The organism is Streptomyces gilvus (assembly GCF_022513565.1).
GTDB classification, from domain to species: Bacteria; Actinomycetota; Actinomycetes; order Streptomycetales; family Streptomycetaceae; genus Streptomyces; species Streptomyces gilvus.
This window is the reverse complement of the sequence record NZ_JAKWBE010000008.1, coordinates 41,020-60,297: the sequence shown is the minus strand read 5'-3', so window position 1 is coordinate 60,297 and position 19,278 is coordinate 41,020. Positions and strand designations below refer to the sequence as shown.

Annotated in this window: 21 protein-coding genes; 15 read left to right on the top strand and 6 right to left on the bottom strand. The window is 72.6% G+C overall.

What is annotated here, in order from left to right; translation table 11 throughout:
- Positions 1 to 116 precede the first annotated feature (116 nt).
- The 6 genes from MKW14_RS14680 (at position 117) to MKW14_RS14655 (ending at position 6,857) form a co-directional block, all read left to right on the top strand.
- The gene (locus MKW14_RS14680; RefSeq protein ID WP_240862980.1) at positions 117 to 818 is read left to right on the top strand and encodes a class II aldolase/adducin family protein; all 702 of its coding nucleotides are present in this window, start codon (positions 117 to 119) and stop codon (positions 816 to 818) included.
- Between the two features lie 112 nt (positions 819 to 930).
- Positions 931 to 2,052 carry an alpha/beta hydrolase gene (locus tag MKW14_RS14675; protein WP_240862978.1) on the top strand — a complete coding sequence of 374 codons (1,122 nt, stop codon included), beginning with the start codon at positions 931 to 933 and terminating at the stop codon, positions 2,050 to 2,052.
- A gap of 320 nt (positions 2,053 to 2,372) precedes the next feature.
- Positions 2,373 to 3,623, top strand: coding sequence for a hypothetical protein (locus MKW14_RS14670; RefSeq protein WP_276620588.1), 1,251 nt, complete (start codon positions 2,373 to 2,375; stop codon positions 3,621 to 3,623).
- A 148-nt stretch (positions 3,624 to 3,771) separates the two neighbouring features.
- Complete coding sequence (locus MKW14_RS14665; RefSeq protein ID WP_240863184.1) at positions 3,772 to 5,370, top strand: ABC-F family ATP-binding cassette domain-containing protein; 1,599 nt, start codon at positions 3,772 to 3,774, stop codon at positions 5,368 to 5,370.
- Between the two features lie 334 nt (positions 5,371 to 5,704).
- Positions 5,705 to 5,926 (top strand): helix-turn-helix domain-containing protein, encoded by a 222-nt coding sequence (locus tag MKW14_RS14660; protein WP_004002281.1) that lies wholly within the window; start codon positions 5,705 to 5,707, stop codon positions 5,924 to 5,926.
- A 127-nt stretch (positions 5,927 to 6,053) separates the two neighbouring features.
- The gene (locus MKW14_RS14655) at positions 6,054 to 6,857 is read left to right on the top strand and encodes an enoyl-CoA hydratase/isomerase family protein (RefSeq protein ID WP_240862974.1); all 804 of its coding nucleotides are present in this window, start codon (positions 6,054 to 6,056) and stop codon (positions 6,855 to 6,857) included.
- Between the two features lie 25 nt (positions 6,858 to 6,882).
- Here the strand turns inward: MKW14_RS14655 and MKW14_RS14650 are convergent, their stop codons facing one another.
- Positions 6,883 to 7,632 (bottom strand): nucleopolyhedrovirus P10 family protein, encoded by a 750-nt coding sequence (locus tag MKW14_RS14650; RefSeq protein ID WP_240862972.1) that lies wholly within the window; start codon positions 7,630 to 7,632, stop codon positions 6,883 to 6,885.
- A gap of 88 nt (positions 7,633 to 7,720) precedes the next feature.
- On the opposite strand from MKW14_RS14650, the gene MKW14_RS14645 reads away from it, so the two are divergent.
- From MKW14_RS14645 to amaP, 5 genes are read left to right on the top strand one after another with little or no spacing between them, the layout of a single operon-like run.
- Positions 7,721 to 8,218 carry an Asp23/Gls24 family envelope stress response protein gene (locus MKW14_RS14645; protein ID WP_240862969.1) on the top strand — a complete coding sequence of 166 codons (498 nt, stop codon included), beginning with the start codon at positions 7,721 to 7,723 and terminating at the stop codon, positions 8,216 to 8,218.
- A gap of 37 nt (positions 8,219 to 8,255) precedes the next feature.
- The gene (locus tag MKW14_RS14640; RefSeq protein ID WP_133048226.1) at positions 8,256 to 8,441 is read left to right on the top strand and encodes a hypothetical protein; all 186 of its coding nucleotides are present in this window, start codon (positions 8,256 to 8,258) and stop codon (positions 8,439 to 8,441) included.
- Positions 8,438 to 8,821: an Asp23/Gls24 family envelope stress response protein gene (locus MKW14_RS14635; RefSeq protein ID WP_240862966.1), complete on the top strand. Its 384-nt coding sequence runs from the start codon at positions 8,438 to 8,440 to the stop codon at positions 8,819 to 8,821. Before MKW14_RS14640 ends, MKW14_RS14635 begins: the two co-directional genes overlap by 4 nt.
- Positions 8,818 to 9,459: a DUF6286 domain-containing protein gene (locus MKW14_RS14630; protein ID WP_240862965.1), complete on the top strand. Its 642-nt coding sequence runs from the start codon at positions 8,818 to 8,820 to the stop codon at positions 9,457 to 9,459. The genes MKW14_RS14635 and MKW14_RS14630 overlap by 4 nt, the downstream gene beginning before the upstream one ends.
- Positions 9,456 to 10,043, top strand: coding sequence for an alkaline shock response membrane anchor protein AmaP (gene amaP, locus MKW14_RS14625; RefSeq protein ID WP_240862963.1), 588 nt, complete (start codon positions 9,456 to 9,458; stop codon positions 10,041 to 10,043). Before MKW14_RS14630 ends, amaP begins: the two co-directional genes overlap by 4 nt.
- 48 nt (positions 10,044 to 10,091) lie before the next feature.
- Here the strand turns inward: amaP and MKW14_RS14620 are convergent, their stop codons facing one another.
- From MKW14_RS14620 to MKW14_RS14600, 5 genes are all read right to left on the bottom strand, one after another.
- Positions 10,092 to 10,847, bottom strand: a complete 756-nt coding sequence (locus MKW14_RS14620) for an SDR family oxidoreductase (protein WP_240862961.1) — start codon at positions 10,845 to 10,847, stop codon at positions 10,092 to 10,094.
- 5 nt (positions 10,848 to 10,852) lie between these two features.
- Positions 10,853 to 12,640: a glycoside hydrolase family 15 protein gene (locus MKW14_RS14615; RefSeq protein WP_240862959.1), complete on the bottom strand. Its 1,788-nt coding sequence runs from the start codon at positions 12,638 to 12,640 to the stop codon at positions 10,853 to 10,855.
- Between the two features lie 71 nt (positions 12,641 to 12,711).
- Positions 12,712 to 13,506, bottom strand: coding sequence for an SURF1 family cytochrome oxidase biogenesis protein (locus tag MKW14_RS14610; RefSeq protein WP_240862957.1), 795 nt, complete (start codon positions 13,504 to 13,506; stop codon positions 12,712 to 12,714).
- Between the two features lie 49 nt (positions 13,507 to 13,555).
- The gene (locus MKW14_RS14605) at positions 13,556 to 13,789 is read right to left on the bottom strand and encodes a metallothionein (RefSeq protein WP_240862955.1); all 234 of its coding nucleotides are present in this window, start codon (positions 13,787 to 13,789) and stop codon (positions 13,556 to 13,558) included.
- Between the two features lie 80 nt (positions 13,790 to 13,869).
- Entirely contained in the window at positions 13,870 to 14,853 is a 984-nt protein-coding gene (locus MKW14_RS14600; RefSeq protein WP_240862953.1) for a DEDDh family exonuclease, read from the bottom strand.
- Between the two features lie 173 nt (positions 14,854 to 15,026).
- On the opposite strand from MKW14_RS14600, the gene MKW14_RS14595 reads away from it, so the two are divergent.
- Genes MKW14_RS14595 through MKW14_RS14580 form a run of 4 tightly spaced genes read left to right on the top strand, consistent with a single transcriptional unit; the run spans position 15,027 to position 19,237 of the window.
- Positions 15,027 to 15,836, top strand: a complete 810-nt coding sequence (locus tag MKW14_RS14595) for an acetoacetate decarboxylase family protein (RefSeq protein ID WP_240862951.1) — start codon at positions 15,027 to 15,029, stop codon at positions 15,834 to 15,836.
- Positions 15,836 to 16,720 (top strand): SDR family NAD(P)-dependent oxidoreductase, encoded by an 885-nt coding sequence (locus tag MKW14_RS14590; RefSeq protein ID WP_240862949.1) that lies wholly within the window; start codon positions 15,836 to 15,838, stop codon positions 16,718 to 16,720. Before MKW14_RS14595 ends, MKW14_RS14590 begins: the two co-directional genes overlap by 1 nt.
- A 10-nt stretch (positions 16,721 to 16,730) precedes the next feature.
- The gene (locus MKW14_RS14585) at positions 16,731 to 18,014 is read left to right on the top strand and encodes an amidohydrolase family protein (protein WP_240862947.1); all 1,284 of its coding nucleotides are present in this window, start codon (positions 16,731 to 16,733) and stop codon (positions 18,012 to 18,014) included.
- Complete coding sequence (locus MKW14_RS14580; protein WP_240862945.1) at positions 18,011 to 19,237, top strand: amidohydrolase family protein; 1,227 nt, start codon at positions 18,011 to 18,013, stop codon at positions 19,235 to 19,237. Before MKW14_RS14585 ends, MKW14_RS14580 begins: the two co-directional genes overlap by 4 nt.
- Positions 19,238 to 19,278 lie beyond the last annotated feature (41 nt).

Genomic DNA, 19,278 nt, shown 5'->3' with positions numbered 1-19,278 from the left:
ACCGTAGGAAACCTGGGTGAACGGAAGATGAACTGAGGGGGGCGTCGGAGTGTCGCAAGCGGGAGCCCCGGGCGAACTGGGGGGCCGGGCCGGGATGCGCCTGGGATGATCGCGGCATGGGTGAGGAGCAGTGGGACGGGCGGAACGCACGGGAAGAGCGGGGCAGGGGCGCGCTCCCCGAGGAGACGCGGGCCTGGGAGGAGCTCGTGGCGACGGCCCGCCGCACCGTCGCCGACGGCCTGGTCGTCGGCACCTCGGGCAACGTCTCGGCCCGCGTCGGCGACACCGTTCTGGTCACCCCCACGGGCGTCCCCTACGACCGCCTCGCACCGGACGACATCACCGGCGTCGACCTCGACGGCCGGCAGATCCTCGGCACCCTGATCCCGACCAGCGAGCTGCCGATGCATCTCGCCGTATACCGTTCGACCGGCGCGCGGGCCGTCGTCCACACCCACGCCGTCCACGCGACGGCGGTCTCCACCCTCGTCCCCGAGCTCCCGACGATCCACTACATGGCCGCGGCCCTGGGCGGCCCCGTCCGAGTCGCCCCGTACGCGACCTACGGCACCGACGAGTTGGCCAAGAACATGCTCCGCGCCCTCGCCGACCGCAGCGCCTGCCTCCTGCAGAACCACGGCACGGTCGCCCACGGCACGAGCCTGTCCCAGGCCTACGACCGCACGGCCCAGCTGGAGTGGATGTGCCGCCTGTGGCTCACCGCCTCCTCGGTGCCGGGCATGTCGCCGAACCTGCTCTCCCTCGCCCAGGTCGAGGAGGTGGGCGAAAAGCTGCGGGGGTACGGGCAGCAGAGGTGACGTCACGGGGTACCGGGGTGAGGTGAGCACACCACACCGCCGCCGACGGACGGCATCACCCCGCTTCCTCCTTCCGCTGGCCGGTCACCCGGACCGCCAGGACACTGGACAGGTGCGCACTGTCAAAGCGACGGCCGCCGCCGTCACCGTAGCCCTGGCCGCCGGCGCGGCCTCCGTGGCCGCAGGCCGGTTCGCCAGCGACGCCGCGCTCAAGGCGCCGCCCGGCCGCCCCCTGCCCACCGAACCCCGGCTCACCGTGCACGCCACGGCGGCCGGCCAGATCGCCCTCACCCGCGACCTCGCCGCGCTGCGCCCCGGCACCTACGGCCTGGCCGGGGACGGCACGCACGCGGTCGTCGGTCCCGTCCTCGCCCACGCGACGCACTCCGCCGACACCGTCGTACGCCGCCTCGAACGCGTCACGCACGGCACCCTCGAACCCGGCGACAAGGTGTGGCTCACCCCCAACCTGTACGTCGGCAACCCCCGCGACTCCCTCGGCCTCGACCACACCGACGTCCAGATCCCCGGCGAACTCGGCACCCTGCCCGCCTGGTTCGTGCCCGGCGCGCGCGGCACCTGGGTCATCGCCGTGCACGGCCTCGGCGCCACCCGCGAACACACCATGAACCTCATGGAGTTCCTGCACCGCCAGCGCTTCCCGGTGCTCGCCCCCGCCTACCGCGGCGACCCCGGCGCCCCCCGCTCCCCGGACGGCCTGAACCACCTCGGCGAGACCGAGTGGCGCGACCTGGACGCGGCCGTCCGGCACGCCGTCGGCAACGGCGCCCAACGGGTCGTGCTGCTCGGCTGGTCCACCGGCGCCACCATGGCGATGCGCGCCACCGCCCACTCGGGACTGCGCGACCGGATCTCCGGGCTGATCCTGGACTCGCCGGTGCTCAGCTGGGCGACCACCCTGCGCGCCCTCGCCGCCGCCCGCCGCACCCCGGGCGCCCTGCTGCCGCTCGCGGTGCGCGCCGCGCAGGGCCGCACCGGCATGGAGGGCGACCGCTCCGCCGCGGCCGCCGCCGAACCGAGTGTGCCGACCCTCGTCATCCACGGCCCGGACGACACCCTGGCCCCCTGGCAGTTCTCCCACAGCCTCGCCGAGGGCCGCCCGAACATGGTCGCCCTGCACACCGTCCGCCGCGCCCCGCACGCGGCGATGTGGAACGCCGACCCGGAAGGCTACGAGGAGGCGCTGCGCCGCTTCCTGACCCCGCTGATGTGACCCGCCGTGAGGAGGCGGGGCCGAACGGTCGACCCGATTCCGTTTAAGGCCGTACCACTGGCCTGTTCCAGGCCCTTCACCGCTCCCGCGCCGCCGTCCCTTGGCCACGCCCGTCGCCCCCGGTGACGTTCCGTTTGGGTTTTCGGACCGTCAACCGGAAGACTGCACCTGTGACGTCCCGTATCCCGCGCGACTCCAGGCTTCGAATCGTCCGCCCGCGACCCCTGGCCGCCGCCCCCACAGCCGTGAACCAGCGGCGCCCACGGCGCCCGGCGCCGCGCCCGCCGGAGGGCACACCGGCACCCGCGGAGCTGGCCAGAATGGCGCGCTCCGGTCTTGCCGACGCGGCCCGTGTCGCCCACTGGGCCGACGCCGCCCTCGGCCCCGGCAGCGAGGGCGCGCGGGCCGACGGCAAGGCCACCCTCTCCGACGCGACCGCCGAACGCGCGGCCCGGGACCTCGGCCTGACCGTCGCTCAGGTCCGCGCCGACTGGGACACCGCACGGCTCGCGGGCCTCATCGAGGTGCACGGCGACAGCGCCCGCCCCGGCTGGCGGCTGCGCGCCTGGGACCGGGACGACAGCGCCGTGCTGCGCGGCTGGGTCGCCCTGTTCGACGCCTGGTCGCTGGCCCACGCGGAACTCTCGGAGCGCGAGCCCGCCGCCGTCGCCGAGGTCGTCTCGGCGATGCCGCAGGTGCTCTCCTTCCTCCAGCTGTCCGCCGGGCCCGTCCCGGTGGAGCAGCTGCTGGACCTGCTGGAGCAGCGGGTCGTCGAACTGCGCACCGAACGCTGCGAGATCCCGTACGGTCCGCAGCCCGAGCCCGTCGAGCAGCCCGAGGCGCCCGACGCCCCGCTCGCCCCCCTCCTGGACTGGGCCCTGCACGCCCTCGCCTCCGTCGGCGCCCTCACCTACGGCGACGGACACGCGACGCTCACCCCGCTCGGCAGTTGGGCGGTGTGGGTGAAGCTGGAGCAGATCTGCGTCGCCGCGCAGAGCCCGGCCGGGAACATCGAGGCCGTCGCCGAGGAGATGCTGCGCGGCTGCGCCCAGCTGCGCCCGAACGCCGCCCGCGCCGAGTACCGCGCCTGGCTCGCCGCCCGGCCCGTCGGCAGCGCCGTGACCGAGCTCATCGCCGCCGCCCGCGGCGACGACGCCCTGCTGCGCGGCCTCGCCTTCGAGGCGCTGCGCGTGGTCGGCGCCCCCGCAGAGCCCGATGTCCGGGCCGTCGCCGACGAGCCCACCCTGCGCCCGTACGCCCTGCTGTGGCTGGCCGAGCACGACGGCGTCGACCCCGAGGACGCCCACGAGGTGCTCACCCGCGAGGAGGCCACCTGGCTGTGGGTCGACACCGCGGCCGCCGTCGCCGACCACGGCGAGGCCCCCATGCTGGTACGGCACCTGGAGTCCGCAGTGCAGCCCACGGTGCCGATGCTGCTCGACGAGGTGCGCGCCGTCGGCCACCCGCGCACCGTCCAGGTCCTGGTCGCCCTCGCCGCCGCCCACCCCGACCCGGCTCTCGCCAAGGCCGTGCGCCGCGCCGCCTTCCAGGTGCACACCGGAGGGAACTGACAAGTGCCGTGACGAACACCCGGACGTAGAAAATGCGCTTGCACGGCCCCGTTAGACTTGGCCCATGGCCATTCTCCTCGCGCATTAGACGGCGGGAACGTCCTCAGCCGCCCATCCGTCAACCCCCTGTCCGCCCTGGAGCATGTCCGTGATCTCCGCCACCGGTATCGAGCTGCGCGCCGGCGCCCGAGTCCTCATCGAGTCCGCCACCTTCCGAGTCGCCAAGGGCGACCGCATCGGCCTGGTCGGACGCAACGGCGCCGGCAAGACCACCCTCACCAAGTGCCTCGCCGGCGAGGGCATCCCCGCCGCCGGCCAGATCACCCGCTCCGGCGAGGTCGGCTACCTCCCCCAGGACCCCCGCACCGGCGACCTCGACGTCCTCGCCCGCGACCGCGTCCTCTCCGCGCGCGGCCTGGACGTCCTGCTGCGCAAGATGCGCGAGAACGAGCAGCGCATCGCGAACGGCCAGGGCGCCACACGCGAGAAGGCCCTGAGGCAGTACGAGCGCCAGGAGACGGAGTTCCTGACGAAGGGCGGGTACGCCGCCGAGGCCGAGGCCGCCACCATCGCCGCCGCGCTCAACCTGCCCGACCGGGTCCTCGGCCAGCCGCTGCACACGCTCTCCGGCGGTCAGCGCCGCCGTATCGAGCTGGCGCGCATCCTGTTCTCCGACGCGGACACCCTGCTGCTCGACGAGCCGACCAACCACCTCGACGCCGACTCGATCATCTGGCTGCGGGACTACCTCAAGACCTACCGCGGCGGCTTCATCGTCATCTCCCACGACGTCGACCTGGTCGAGACGGTCGTCAACAAGGTGTTCTACCTGGACGCCAACCGCGCCCAGATCGACGTCTACAACATGGGCTGGAAGCTCTACCAGCAGCAGCGCGAGGCCGACGAGAAGCGCCGCAAGCGCGAGCGCGCCAACGCCGAGAAGAAGGCCGCCGCGCTGCACTCGCAGGCCGACAAGATGCGGGCCAAGGCGACCAAGACCGTCGCCGCGCAGAACATGGCCCGCCGTGCCGACAAGCTGCTCGCCGGCCTGGAGGCGGTCCGGCAGTCGGACAAGGTCGCCAAGCTGCGCTTCCCCGAGCCCGCGCCCTGCGGCAAGACCCCGCTGATGGCCGAGGGCCTGTCGAAGTCCTACGGCTCGCTGGAGATCTTCACCGACGTCGACCTGGCCATCGACAAGGGCTCCCGGGTCGTCATCCTCGGTCTGAACGGCGCCGGAAAGACCACCCTGCTCCGGCTCCTCGCGGGCGTCGAGCAGCCCGACACGGGCGGTGTCGTCCCCGGGCACGGCCTCAAGCTCGGCTACTACGCCCAGGAGCACGAGACCCTGGACGCCGACCGCACCGTCCTGGAGAACATGCGCTCGGCCGCCCCCGACATGGACCTCGTCGAGGTCCGCAAGGTGCTCGGCTCGTTCCTGTTCTCCGGCGACGACGTCGACAAGCCGGCCGGCGTCCTGTCCGGCGGCGAGAAGACCCGTCTGGCCCTCGCGACCCTGGTGGTCTCCTCCGCCAACGTGCTGCTCCTGGACGAGCCCACCAACAACCTCGACCCCGCCAGCCGCGAGGAGATCCTGGGCGCCCTGCGTACCTACAAGGGCGCGGTCGTCCTGGTCACCCACGACGAGGGCGCCGTGGAGGCACTCCAGCCGGAGCGCATCATCCTGCTGCCCGACGGGGTCGAGGATCTGTGGGGTTCCGACTACGCGGACCTCGTCGCCCTCGCTTGATCGAAAGCGTGATCAACGGCGTATGGATCATTCGGCCCATCGGTGATCCACCATCTGTGTGAGATCTCCTCGTACCGAGGTGTGTCCTACATCGATTTCCCGGCCGAGCCCTCCCTCCGGAAGGGCTCGGCCGCGTCACGTCCTGACCTGGCACTTCGTGGATCAACCCGTTCGGCCGAACGAACACGACCACGCGGAACATCAGGTTCCGTATGTGGGGACGCGCTCCTGTCGTCAAAAGCCTGTCTCACGGACCTTGCCGAATGGGTGGCCATGACGGCCCGGAGGGGTGATCATGAGGAGACCAGAGCGCACTTCCCATGAGGAGGCACGGGTGGCCGAGACTCTGAAGAAGGGCAGCCGGGTGACCGGCGCCGCGCGCGACAAGCTCGCGGCAGACCTGAAGAAGAAGTACGACTCCGGTGCGAGCATTCGGGCACTGGCCGAGGAAACCGGCCGCTCGTATGGCTTCGTGCACCGGATGCTCAGCGAGTCGGGCGTCACGCTCCGTGGGCGTGGCGGTGCGACACGGGGCAAGAAGGCCGCCTCGTCCTGACCCGGGCGGCCCATCGGCTTCGATGGTGGCCACCCGGTCGGCCGGATGACTGGCCGGGTGGTTACTGTGCAGTCACTTAGCTTGTAGTCCCTACTGCTCTGCTGACCGCACGCATCGGAGGCGCCCCATGGCCACGTCCGCCCAGGACCTCGGTCCCGTACTCGACAAGGACGGCGTACGGCTCACCGTCGACGACGCGATCGCCACGGTGACGCTCACCAACCCGGCCAAGCGCAACGCGCAGAGCCCCGCGATGTGGCGGGCGCTCGCCGAGGCCGGGCGGGTGCTGCCGGGGTCGGTCCGTGTCGTGGTGCTGCGTGCCGAGGGGCAGTCCTTCTCCGCCGGCCTCGACCGGCAGATGTTCACGCCCGAGGGCATCGAGGGCGAGCCGACGTTCATCGACCTCGCACGCAGCAGCGACGGTGAACTCGACGCGAGCATCGCCGGTTTCCAGGACGGCTTCACCTGGTGGCGGCGCGGCGACCTCGTCTCCATCGCCGCCGTACAGGGACATGCCATCGGGGCCGGCTTCCAGCTCGCCCTCGCCTGTGACCTGCGCGTCGTCGCGGACGACGTGCAGTTCGCCATGCGCGAGACCAGCCTGGGCCTGGTCCCGGACCTGACCGGCACGCACCCGCTCGTCGCCCTCGTCGGCTACGGCCGCGCACTCGAGATCTGCCTCACCGGCCGCTTCGTCCAGGCCGAGGAGGCGGTCAGCACCGGCCTCGCCAACCTCGCCGTCCCCGCCGACCAACTGGACGCCGCCGTCTCCGACCTGGCGTCGGCGATCCTGTCGGCCCCCCGGGACGCGGTCATCGAAACCAAGACCCTCATCCGCGGCGCCCACCACCGCACCTACGACGACCAGCGCGCAGCGGAACGAGCCGCCCAGGCCCGCCGCCTGCGAGACCTGGCGGGCCTCGGCGAGTGACCCACGGCCCGAGGCGACGCTCAGGTCAGTGATCCACCGCCGTGACCAGCACCGTTACCGCCGGGTGGTCAGGCAAGGACTCGGAGACGGCGGTGCGGACCTCGCGGGCCACGTCCAGGGCCCGGCGGTCCACGTCGACCGCGAACTCCACGTGTGCGTGGCGGCGGGGGAGTGCGCCCTCCGTCTCACGGTCCTCCGCCAGGCGCACGGCCCGGCGTCCGAGGGCGCTCGTCAGACGGGTCACGCCCGGGACGGTCAGGACGGCGGCGGCCACTCGGTCCTCGTCGGGAGTCCCCGGGTCCGTCGGCCGCTGCGGTGCCGTCGGGGCATCGGCGGGGCGGACCGCCGAGGACACACCGGCCTCCGCCGACTCCTGCTCCTCGTCCAGCAGTTCCGTCACCCGTAGATCCACCTCCGTCACCGTCAGCCCCAGCAGTTCCGTCGCCGCCGTCGCGAGCGTCGTGCGGAGGAGGGTCGCCGTCGTCGGCAGTGGCTCGGTCGTCGTCGCCGCGAAGTCCGCCGTGATCCGCAGCGGTCCCGGCGGCAGTGCGCTCGGCGGGGGCGGTACGACGGGGTCGTGGGCGTCCTCCGGGTCGGTGAGGGCGATGCGGAGGACGTCCAGCCGTACTGCGGGCAGACCGGCGGCCGCATGCCGCAGGACCGCCGCGGCCGCCTCCTCCGCGATCCACGCGCCGTCGCCCGGCGCCCCCAGCGGCAGGAGCCTGCCCACCCCCAGCCGGTGCCGTACCGTCCGAGCCCATCCGTCCGCGGTCATTCCTCCAGCCTGCCGCATCCCCGGCGCGCCCCGCGGCAACCCCACTTACCGTGGTCACAGGACGACGAACCGGAAGGGACGTACGGCGATGACCGACATGACGGAGCAGAACCGGACGAGGACCCCCACGGGCGAGAAGGACCTACCCGAGACCCCGGGGACCCGCAGGTCGCAGGCGACACGGCGCGGCGGCGGAGACCCCGGCACCCGCGGCCGTACGACCATCGCCGACGGGGTCGTGGAGAAGATCGCCGGGCTGGCCGCCCGGGACGTGCTCGGCGTCCACGCCCTCGGCAGTGGACTCAGCCGCACCTTCGGCGCCGTGCGCGACCGCGTGCCCGGCGGTTCGAAGTCGGTGACCCGCGGGGTGAAGGCCGAGGTCGGCGAGGTGCAGACCGCGCTCGACCTGGAGATCGTCGTCGACTACGGCGTCTCCATCGCCGACGTCGCCCGCGCCGTCCGTGAGAACGTCATCGCGGCCGTGGAGCGGATGACCGGCCTCGAGGTGGTCGAGGTCAACATCGCGGTGAGCGACGTGAAGCTGCCGGAGGAAGAGGACGAGGAGCCGGAGCCCCGGATCCAGTGACCGACCGGCCTGTGAACGACCGTGAGGGGAGCACACGATGAGCATGGCCGTGGTCGGCATGATCGCCGGGATGGCGCTGGGCTTCGCCGGCTACTTCGGCGGCTTCGGGGCCTTCCTGCTGGTGGCGGCCCTGGGCGCCATCGGCTTCGTCGCGGGCCGGTTCCTGGAGGGGGACCTGGAACTCGGCGACTTCTTCCGCACGCGTGACGACCGCCGGCGGTGACGGGGGTGAGCGACGGCGTCGGTGAACTGGGCAGACCCCCGGCCGCCGTCGCGCCGGGGGAGCGCGGCGCGACCCGGATCGCCGACCGGGTCGTCTCGAAGATCGCCGCCGAGGCGGCCCGCGAGGCGCTCACCGGCCAGTCCGACGAGGCGTCACACCCCTACGCGACGGTCGTCGTCCACCACCGCACCGCCCACATCCGTCTCCATCTCGAACTCGACTATCCGTGCGACATCGGCGCCCGGTGCGCGGATGTGCGTCGACATGTCGCTTCCCGGGTACGCGCTCTGGTGGGCATGGAGGTGCCGGAGGTCGCCGTCCACGTGGAACGGCTGCATCTGACCCCGGCGCACGGCGCGGCACAGGGGAGGACGCGATGAGCGAGCCCCAGGGCTCGGAGGGCACCACACAACGACTGCCGGTCATCGAGCGGGCGCCGGAGGCACCACCGCCCCCGGTCGTCGGCGACCACGGCCCCGAGGGCCGCTTCTGGTCCGCGCGCCGCGTCCCCGCGGCCGTCGTGGCACTGCTGGTCCTCGCCGTCGCGGGCATGTTCCTGTACGACGTCGCCGCCGTACGGGCGCACCGGCCCGCCATGGCCTGGCGCCGCGAACTGGCCCACCAGCTCGCCCACCGCCCCCTCGACGACACCTGGGTCCTCGTCGGCGCCGGAGTCGCCGCCGCCCTCGGCGTCTGGCTGATCGTGCTGGCGGCCACGCCCGGACTGCGCGGCGTCCTGCCGATGCGGCGCGTCCACCCCGACGTCCACGCCGGACTGCACCGGGAGGCCGCGGCCCTGGTGCTGCGCGACCGTGCCATGGAGATCGCCGGCGTCCAGTCGGCGCGGGTCAGGATGGGCCGCTCGCGCGCCGACGTGCACGTCGTCTCCCACTTCCGCGAACTGGACGACGTACAGGAGGACCTGGAGGCCTCGCTGGGTGCCGCGATCAGCGGTATGGGGCTCTCGCGTCCGCCCGCGCTGCGTGTCCGTGTACGGCGCATCGGGCGGAAGGGGTGAGGGCGGTGCTGCGGATCGTCAACCGTGTGCTGATCGGCGTCGTGGGCCTCGCCCTTCTGGCCCTGGGCGGCTCCGTCCTGGCCGTCGGGCTGGGCGCGAACCCGCCGTCCTGGTGGATCCACGGCGGCCGCCACGACGTCCTGCTGAGCGACGCCGAGCGCACCCGTTGGGAGGGTCACGGCTGGTGGTGGCCGACGGTGCTCGGCGCCCTCGCCGTCCTCGTCCTGCTCGCCCTGTGGTGGCTGGCCGCGGTGCTGCGCCGGCGCAGGCTGGGAGAGGTCCTGGTGGACACCGGCGACAGCGAGGGGGCGCTGCTGCGGGGCCGCGCCCTGGAGGGCGTCCTGGCGACAGAGGCGGCGGAGCCGGACGGCGTCGCCCACGCCCACGCCCACCTCACCGGCCGTCGCACGGCCCCGCAGGCCCGCGTCCAGCTCCTCCTGGAGCCGCACGTGGACCCGTCCTGGGCCCTGCACCACCTGACGACCCGGGCCCTGACCCACGCCCGCGACTCGGCGGGCCTGGCCGCCCTCCCGGCGGAGGTCCGCCTGAAGGCCGTCAAGCACCGTGCGGAAAGGGTCAGTTGAGCCCCGCAGGCCCTCAGGAGCAAAGGGTTGGTCGAGCCTCTGAAGCCCTCAGAAGCCGTGCCGCATCCCGCCGTCCACGGGAAGCATGATGCCCGTCAGATAGGACGCGGCGGGCGACAGCAGGAACGCCGCGGCCCGCCCGAACTCCTCCGGAGTGCCGTAACGCCTGAGCGGGATACGGGACTCGTGCGCGGCCCGCGTGGCCTCCGGGTCCGCGGACATCCCGTCCAGCTCGCGCACCCGGTCCGTGTCGATGCGGGAGGGCAGCAGGCCCACGACCCGGATGCCCCGCGGCCCGAGCTCGTCCGCCAGGGACTTGGCGAAACCGGCGAGCCCGGGCCGCAGCCCGTTGGAGATCGTCAGTCCCGGGATCGGCTCGTGCACCGACGCCGACAGCACGAACCCGATGACACCCCCGGCCTCCAGCTCCGCGGCCGCCGCCCGGGCCAGCCGCACCGCGCCGAGGAACACCGACTCGAACGCCGTCTGCCACTGCTCGTCCGTGTTGTCGGCGACGAACCCCGGAGCGGGCCCGCCGACGCTCACCAGGACGCCGTCGAACCGCCCGAACCGCTCCCGCGCCACCGCGATCAGCCGCGCCGCCGCCTCCGGATCGGCGTTGTCGACGGCCACCCCCATGGCGTCCGGCCCCAGTTCGGCCGCCGCGTCGGCGGCCCGCTTCTCGTCCCTGCCGGTCAGCACCACCTTCGCCCCGTCGGCGACAAGCTCCCGCGCCGCCGCGTTGCCGAGGCCCCGCGTGGCTCCCGTGACGACGTACACCCGGTCCTTCAGTCCAAGATCCATGGCCCCTATCCTGCCTCGCCGCCGCCGAACAGGGCGAGGGCGGTGTTCACCAGACCGACGTGACTGAAGGCCTGCGGGAAGTTGCCGAGCTGGCGGCCGGCCACGGGGTCGTACTCCTCGGACAGCAGCCCCACGTCGTTGCAGAGCCCCACCAGCCGTTCGAACAGCTCGCGTGCCTCCTCGGCGCGGCCCGTCATCTGCAGCGCGTCCGCCAGCCAGAACGAGCACACCAGGAAGGTGCCCTCGTCGCCGGGCAGCCCGTCGACGGTCGTCTCGTCCAGGCTGTAGCGGCGCAGGAAGCCGTGGTGCGCCAGGTCCTCGCGGATCGCGTCGATCGTGCCGCGCACCCGCGGATCCTCCGGCGGCAGAAAGCCCACGCGCGGGATGAGCAGCAGCGCGGCGTCGAGTTCGCGCGAGCCGTAGGACTGCGTGAAGGTGTTCCGCTCGCTGTCGAAGCCCTTCTCGCAGACCTCGCGGTGGACCTCGTCGCGCAGCGCGCGCCAGCCGTCGAGGTCGCCGTCCAGCTGAGGGTTCTCCTCCAGCGTGCGCACGGCCCGGTCGGCGGCCACCCACACCATGACCTTCGAGTGCACGAAGTGCCGCCGGCCGCCGCGGACCTCCCACAGCCCCTCGTCCGGCTGCCGCCACTCGTCGCGCAGCCAGTCCATCAGCGCCACCTGGATCGCCCACATGTGCGGCCTGGTGGACAGCCCCGAGCTCCGGGCCAGGTACAGCGAGTCCATGACCTCGCCGTACACGTCCAGCTGCAGCTGCGTGTAGGCGTCGTTGCCGGTCCGTACGGGCGTGGAGCCCGCGAAGCCCGACAGCCACGGCAGCTCGGTCTCCGGCAGCCGCCGCTCGCCCGCGAGGCCGTACATGATCTGCAGGTCGGCCGGGTCGCCCGCGACCGCGCGCAGCAGCCAGTCGCGCCAGGCCTCGGCCTCCTCGCGGTAGCCCGCGGACAGCCCCACGTTCAGGGTGAGGGTCGAGTCGCGCAGCCAGCAGTAGCGGTAGTCCCAGTTGCGCACGCCGCCCGGCTCCTCCGGGAGCGAGGTGGTGGGGGCGGCCACGATGCCGCCGGTGGGACGGTAGGTGAGGGCCTTGAGGGTGATCAGGGAGCGGACGACGGTGTCGCGGTGCGGGCCGTCGTAACGGCAGCGCCCCGCCCACTCCCGCCAGTCGCGGACGCTGGTGCGCAGGGCCTTGTGCGGGTTGATGCGCGGCGGGGGCGACTCGTACGAGGGGTGCCAGCCGAGGACGAACGCGACCTGCTCGCCCTCCTCGACGGTGAACTCCGCGTGCGTGCCGAAGTCCTCGCCCCAGGTGTGCACCTCCGGTTCGCTGCGCAGCCACACCGCGTCCGGGCCGGCGACGGCCACCCGCTCCCCGCCGGACCGGTGCACCCAGGGCACGATCGAGCCGTAGTCGAAGCGCAGGCGCAGGGTGCCGCGGACGGTGACCCGGCCGCCGAGGCCCTCGACGATGCGGACGAGGTGGGGGGTGCGGTCCCGCTCGGGCATCAGGTCGGTGACGCGCACCGCGCCCTCGCTCGTCTCCCACTCCGTGTCCAGGACGAGGGTGTCGTGCCGGTAGGCCCGCCGGGTGCAGGGGCCCTCGGCGTCCTTGGGGGCGATGCGCCAGTAACCGTTGTCCTCGTCGCCGAGCAGCCGGGCGAAGCAGGCCGCGGAGTCGAAGCGGGGCAGGCACAGCCAGTCGACGGAGCCGTCACGGCCGACCAGCGCCGCCGTCTGTTCGTCGCCGATCAGGGCGTAGTCCTCGATGCGCGGGTGCACGCTGTGCGGGTTCCCGGCGGCGTGGGCCGACAATCAGGCGGTGAGCCGGGCGGGTGAGCCGGGCCGGCGCCTCACACGGACGCCGGTTCGGCCTCCGTCTCGGATTCCTTCGCCGCCGCCTCGGCCCGGTCCCGGCGCTCCCGCTTGACCAGCACCCACCAGCCGTAGGGGACGCCGGCCGCGAACAGCCACCACTGGATCATGTACGCGTAGTTCAGCGGGGCGTCTTCCTTGCCCGGGTCGGAGATCTGCTCCGGGGTGTCGCCCTTCGGCTGGGGCGCCGTCTGCTGGATGTAGCCGCCGAGCACCTCGGCGCCGAGACGGCGGGCCTGCTCCTCGCTGTTGATCAGCATGATCTGCCGGGGCGGCAGCCCCTTGAGGTCCTTGATGCCGCTGGCCGCGGTCGTCTCGTCGGGCATCAGCCGCCCGGAGATCGTCACCGTGCCGGCGGGCGGCGCGGGCACCTTGGGGAACGTCGTCTGGCTCGGGCCGTCGGAGGGGATCCAGCCGCGGTTGACCAGCAGCACCTTGCCGTCGGCGAGCACGAACGGGGTCAGGACGTGGTAGCCGACCTCGTCGTCGTCATTGGTGCGGCGGCGGACGACGACCTCGTCCCTGGTGTCGAAGTGACCTTTCGCCGTGACCGTGCGGTAGCGGTCGTGCCTGGTCACGGTGTGTCCCGGCGAGGTCAGCTCCTCGACGGGCACCGGCTTGGCGTGCAGCGCGTCGGAGACCAGCTGGTTGCGGGCGCTGCGCTCCTCGTAGCGGTGCATCTGCCAGATGCCCAGCCTGATCATCGTGGGGATGAGCAGCAGGGCGACCAGCGTGAGGATCACCCACTGCCGGGTCAACAGGAAGCGGTACACCCCACGACCGTACAACTCGGTCGTGGGGCGCACGCACGCGGGTGGCGGGTCACACCTTGTCGACGATCCCCGTCTTCCCCGCCTCGCGGGCGCAGTGGGCACCGCAGTACCACTGGTTCCCGACCTCGACGCCCTGCCCGATGATCTGCACCCGGCAGTGCTCGCAGACGGGGGCCATGCGGTGGATCGCACAGGAGAAGCAGTCGAACACATGGACAGCACCCTGTGCGTGGACCTCGAAGGTCATTCCGTAGTCATTGCCGCAAACTTCGCATCTCGCCATGGGTCATAGGGTGAGCCGTCACCGCCGCGGGGGCGAGTCGGCGGTGGGCGAGTCGCCGCGCGATCACCCGTCCGTACGGGTCACTCGTCGGCCGGCGCCACATCGCGCAGCAGCTGCCCGAAGGCCGCCTCGTCCACCACCGGGGTGCCGTACTGCCGCGCCTTGACGACCTTCGAGGTGCCCGAGTCCGGGTCGTTCGTGACGAGCAGACTGGTGAGCCGGGAGATGCTGGTCGAGACGTGCAGCCCCGCCTCCACCGCGCGGTCCTCCAGGAGGTCCCGCTCGACGGAGGTGTCGCCGGAGAACGCCACCCGCATGCCCTGTTTGAGCGGTTCGCCGTCCTGGTAGCGGCCCGGGTTGGGGTAGGGGCAGGCGGGCCGTCTGCGCGAGGGGCGCCAACTCGTCGGCCGGTAACCGCCGTAGCCGCCCGGCTGGTGCGGCACCGGGCTGTCGCTCCACTCCGTCAGCGGGCGGCACTCCAGCAACGGCAGGCGCACGCCGCCCGCCGCCGCTGCCGCGAGGCTCGGCCGGAAGACCTCCGCCAGCACCCGCGCGTCGTCCAGCGCGTGATGCGCCCGGCGCTGCACCACGCCGAAATGGGCGGCCAGGGTCTCCAGCTTGTGGTTGGGCAGCGGCAGGCCCAGCTCCTTGGACAGGGCGATGGTGCACAGGCGCTGACGGACCGGCGCCTCACTCCGCGCGCGTGCGTACTCCCGCGCGATCATCTGCCAGTCGAAGACCGCGTTGTGCGCGACGAGCACCCGGCCCTCCAGCCGGGTCGCGAACTCCCCGGCGATGTCCGTGAACAGGGGGGCGCCTTCGAGCATCTCGCTCGTCAGACCGTGGATCCACACCGGGCCCGGGTCCCGCTCCGGGTTGACCGTCGTGTACCAGTGGTCCTCGACCTCGCCGCGCGCGTCCAGCCGGTAGACGGCCGCGGAGATGATCCGGTCGTCCCGGGCGAGGCCGGTGGTCTCCACGTCAACGACCGCGTATCCCTGCGGATACGCGGCCGGCCACGCCGTGGGGGAGGGCGCTGCGGTCGTCGTACGGTCTTCGAGCATGGTCCCTGAGGATACGGGCCGCCACTGACACTCCCTTCCGTCAGGTGCCCTGTCCCACAAGCCGGTTCGAATGTCCGGAATGCCCCGCGCGCGGCTATGGACCTTTTCACCGCCCGGTGCAAGCGTGCCTCCCGCCCGGCGTGTGACCCCTCGACGGAAGGGCGGTACGGCGTATGGCACGCGTACGGTACGGCGCACGGACCGAGGCGGAGATCGCCGCGGCGCGGACGGCGAGCGCGAGACTTCCCGACATCTGGTCCACCGGTGTGGTGGCCCGGTGGGAGACCGACCCGGACGCCCTGGCCGCGGTGCTGCCACCGCCGCTGAAACCCACCGGCCGGCCGCTGGTCCGGGTGAACATCAGCGAGGTCGACCTGCCCGGATACCCGCTCGGCGCGGGCTCGTTCGCGGTCGCCGCGAGCCACGGCGGCGTCGACGGCTGGTACCCGCTCGTGATGCCGATGACCCATGAGCGGGCCCTGACCGGCGGCCGTGAGGTCTTCGGGGAGCCGAAGAAGCTGGGCGAGGTGCGGGTCGAGCGGGACGGGGCCGCGGTGCGGGCGTGGATGGCCCGGCACGACATCGCCTTCGTGGAGGTGCGCGGCCGGGTCGGCGAGGAGCTGCCCCTGCCCGAGCCGAGCCGCAGGACCGACTTCTACTTCAAGTTCCTTCCCGCGGTGGACGGTTCGGGCTTCGACGCCGACCCGGTGCTCGTGCACTGCGTGCGCCACGAGAAGGTACGCCGGCTGGAACGCGTCACCGGGGACGTCGTCCTGCGCGAGTCGATGTTCGACCCGGTGGCCGACCTCCCGGTCCTCAGGCTCCTCGACATCACCCTCGGCGAGAAGACCAGCGACCAGCGCGGCAAGGTCGTCGAACGGGTCGGCGGCGAGGCGCTGCTGCCGTACGTCCACCAGCGCTACGACGATCCGCGGCAGGTCCACGACGCGCCGCCGGAGAGCCCCGAGGGGAGCGTCGGCTGATGGAGCTGCGGGCAGGCCAGGTCGCCGTCGTCACCGGTGCCGCGAGCGGGATCGGGCTCGCGATGGCCCGGCGGTTCGCGGCGGAGGGGCTGAAGGTGGTCCTCGCGGACGTCGAGGAGAGCGCGCTGGAGAAGGCCGCGGGGGATCTGCGGGCCGCCGGCGCCGAGGTGCACGCGCGCGTGGTGGACGTCGGCGAGCGCCAACAGGTGCTCGACCTCGCCGAGTCGGCCTACGACACCTACGGCGCCGTCCATCTGCTGTGCAACAACGCCGGGGTCGGCTCGGGCGCCGAGGGCCGGATGTGGGAGCACGAACCGAACGACTGGAAGTGGGCGTTCTCCGTCAATGTGTGGGGCGTCTTCCACGGGATCCAGGCGTTCGTTCCACGGATGATCAACTCCGGTCAACCCGGTCATGTCGTCAACACGTCCTCCGGTGACGGCGGCATCGCCCCACTGCCCACCGCCTCCGTGTACGCCGTCACCAAGGCGGCCGTCGTCACCATGACCGAGTCCCTGTACGCCCATCTGAGGGCGGAGCACGCGCGCGTGGGCGCCTCGGTGCTCTTCCCGGGCCCGCACATGCTGCGCACCGGCCTGTGGGAGTCGCACCGCAACCGTCCCGAGCGGTACGCGAAGGAACGGCAGCGCAGAACCCCGTACCGCAGCCTCGACCAGTGGGAGACCGCGATGCGGGCGGCGGGCAAGGAGGTCCGTTTCACGCCCGTGGAGGAGGTCGCGGAGTTCGTCGTCGAGGGCGTCCGCGCCGACCGCTTCTGGCTGCTGCCGCCGAGCGAGCACAGCGACGCCCAGATCCGCGCGCGGGCCGGTTCGATGCTGGAGCGCACGAACCCGTCGTACCTGGAGAGCTTCATCCTGGACTGAGGAGGCCGATGTGACCGACCAGGAGCCGTATCTGATCATCTCCTCCGACTGCCACGCCGGACTGCCCACCGAGGAGTACCGGCCCTATCTGGACAGCCGTTTCCACCGGGACTTCGACGAGTTCCTCGCCGGGCGCGAACGCCGTCGCGAGGAGATGACCCGGCTCGGCATCCGCAACGACGCGTTCGCGGCCAAGTGGTTCCAGGACAACGAGGAGGGCTTGCGCGGGGGTTGGGACACAGTGCAACGGCTGAAGGAGCTCGACGGCGACGGGGTGGCCGCCGAGGTGGTCTTCCCGGACGCGGACGCCGTCGACAGCCGGACCGCCGCGCCCTTCGGAGTGGGCCTCGGCCTGTCCGGCGACCACGACCCGGAGCTCGGCATGGCCGGCGCGCAGGCGCACAACCGCTGGCTCGCGAACTTCGTGTCGCAGAACCCCGAACGGCACTGCGGGGTCGCCCTGCTGCCCGTCACGGCCGAGGTGACCAAGGTGGTCGCCGAGATCCACCGGGCCGGCGAGTCGGGGCTCGGCGCGCTGATGATCCCGGCGCTGTGGGGCGACAACGAGCCCTATCACGACCGCCGTTACGACCCCGTGTGGGCGGCGGCGGCCGAGTGCGGGATGCCGGTGCTGACCCACTCCGGCTCGGCGCCGCGCCACGAGTACGGCGACCACCTCGGCATCTTCGTCAGCGAGGTGACCTGGTGGCCGGCCCGCCCCCTGTGGTTCCTGCTCTGGTCCGGGGTCTTCGAACGCCATCCCGGCCTCAGGTTCGGGGTCGCGGAGTCGGGCTGCTGGTGGCTGCCGAACCTGCTGTGGTTCATGGACCGCCTCTACCTCGGCGCGCACGGCGGCAAGAAGCTCTCCCCCTTCGCGGAGCTGAAACGGCCGCCGAGCGAGTACCTCGACCGCCAGGTCTTCGTCTGCGCGACCAACACCAAGCGCCGCGAACTCGCCCAGCGCTACGAGATCGGCGTCGACAACATCCTCTGGGGCAGCGACTTCCCACACCCCGAGGGCACCTGGCCCGACACGCGCGCGTGGCTGCGCCGGACCTTCCACGACATCCCGGTCACCGAGACGCGCCGCATGCTGGGCCTCGCGGCCGCCGAGGCCTTCGGCTTCGACGTGGCGAAGCTGACCCCGCTGGCCCGGCGCATCGGCCCCACCCCGGCCGACCTCGGCCAGCCGGACGACCAGGAGGCCGTGGTGGCGTCCTGGGCGCGCTCGCGCGAGGTGGGCCGGCACTGGCTGACCGACCATGACTTCCCGACCCTGGGGGTGACGCGGTGAACGACAGGTACACGGTCATCTCGGCCGACTGCCACGCGGGAGCCGACCTCCTCGACTACAAGCCCTACCTGGAGAAGCGCTACCACGACGAGTTCGACGTGTGGGCGGCGACCTACGTCAACCCCTACGAGGACCTGCTCGCCGACGCGGCCGACCAGAACTGGAACTCCGAGCGGCGGCTGGCGGAGCTGGAGCAGGACGGCATCGTCGCCGAGGTGGTCTTCCCCAACACCATCCCGCCGTTCTTCCCGTCCGGGTCCCTGATGGCGCCCGCCCCGACCGCCGAGGAGTTCGAGCGGCGCTGGGCCGGACTGCGTGCGCACAACCGCTGGCTCGCGGACTTCTGCGCGGCGGCGCCCGGCCGGCGCGCGGGCGTCTTCCAGATCCTTCTCGGTGATGTCGAGGCCGCCGTCAAGGAGATCAGGCGGGCCGCCGAGGCGGGCCTCAAGGGCGGCCTGCTGCTCCCCGGCACCCCGCCGGGCTCGGGGCTGCCGGAGCTCTACTCGCAGGCGTACGACCCCATCTGGGCCGTCTGCGAGGAGCTGGGCGTGCCCGTCAACCACCACGCGGGCTCGGCGTCCCCGCCGCTCGGCGACGAACCGGCCGCCCGCGCGGTCTTCATGGTCGAGACGACCTGGTTCTCCCACCGGGCCCTGTGGCACCTGGTCTTCGGCGGCGCCTTCCGTCGTCATCCGGACCTGAGACTCGTCCTCACGGAGCAGGGCTCGGGCTGGATCCCGGGCGTGCTCGACATGCTGGACTACTACCACGGCCGTCTGGTCGCCGCCGCGACCAAGGCGTCCACGGCCGAGTCCAAGTTCGGCGCCGGCCTCGCCGCCCGCATGGGCAAACCGCCCTCCGAGGTCTGGCGCCACAACTGCTACGTCGGCGCCAGCTTCATGCGGCCCCACGAGGTGCCGCTGCGGGACCGCATCGGCGTCGACAAGATCATGTGGGGCAGCGACTACCCGCACGACGAGGGCACCTACCCGTACACGCGCGAGGGCCTGCGCTTCGCCTGCGCGGCCGTGCCCCGGGAGGACCTGACCGCGATGCTGGGCGGCAACGCGGCCCGCGTCTACGGCTTCGACCTGGACCTGCTGGACCCCATCGCGGCGAAGGTGGGCCCGACGGTGGAGGAGATCGCCCAGCCCCTGCCGGAACCCCCGGAGGACGCGACCAGCCCGCTGTTCGCGAAGGGGGCCCAGGTCCGCGTCTGGTGACGTCGAGAGGGTTGGTACGCCTGTGATCGTCCTCGGGGTGG